1 rRNA gene is annotated in these 303 nt (G+C 48.8%); it reads left to right on the plus strand.

The features are described 5' to 3' along the window. Positions 1-303: ribosomal RNA gene (locus KVP70_RS33595) — 23S ribosomal RNA — on the plus strand; the annotation flags it as partial.

Raw genomic sequence — 303 nt, forward strand, 5'->3', positions numbered from 1 at the left:
ATAGGTATGCAAAGCGAACGCGGCGAACTGAAACATCTAAGTAGCTGCAGGAAAAGAAATCAACCGAGATTCCCAAAGTAGTGGCGAGCGAAATGGGATGAGCCTGCACGTTTTAGCATGACGCATAGAAGAATCCTCTGGAAATAGGAACCATAGCGGGTGATAGTCCCGTATTCGAAATGCGATGTGTGGAACTAAGCGTGCGACAAGTAGGGCGGGACACGAGAAATCCTGTCTGAATATGGGGGGACCATCCTCCAAGGCTAAATACTCGTAATCGACCGATAGTGAACCAGTACCGTG

Origin of the sequence: Duganella violaceipulchra (genome assembly GCF_019166075.1) — a bacterium.
GTDB lineage: Bacteria > Pseudomonadota > Gammaproteobacteria > Burkholderiales > Burkholderiaceae_D > Rugamonas > Rugamonas violaceipulchra.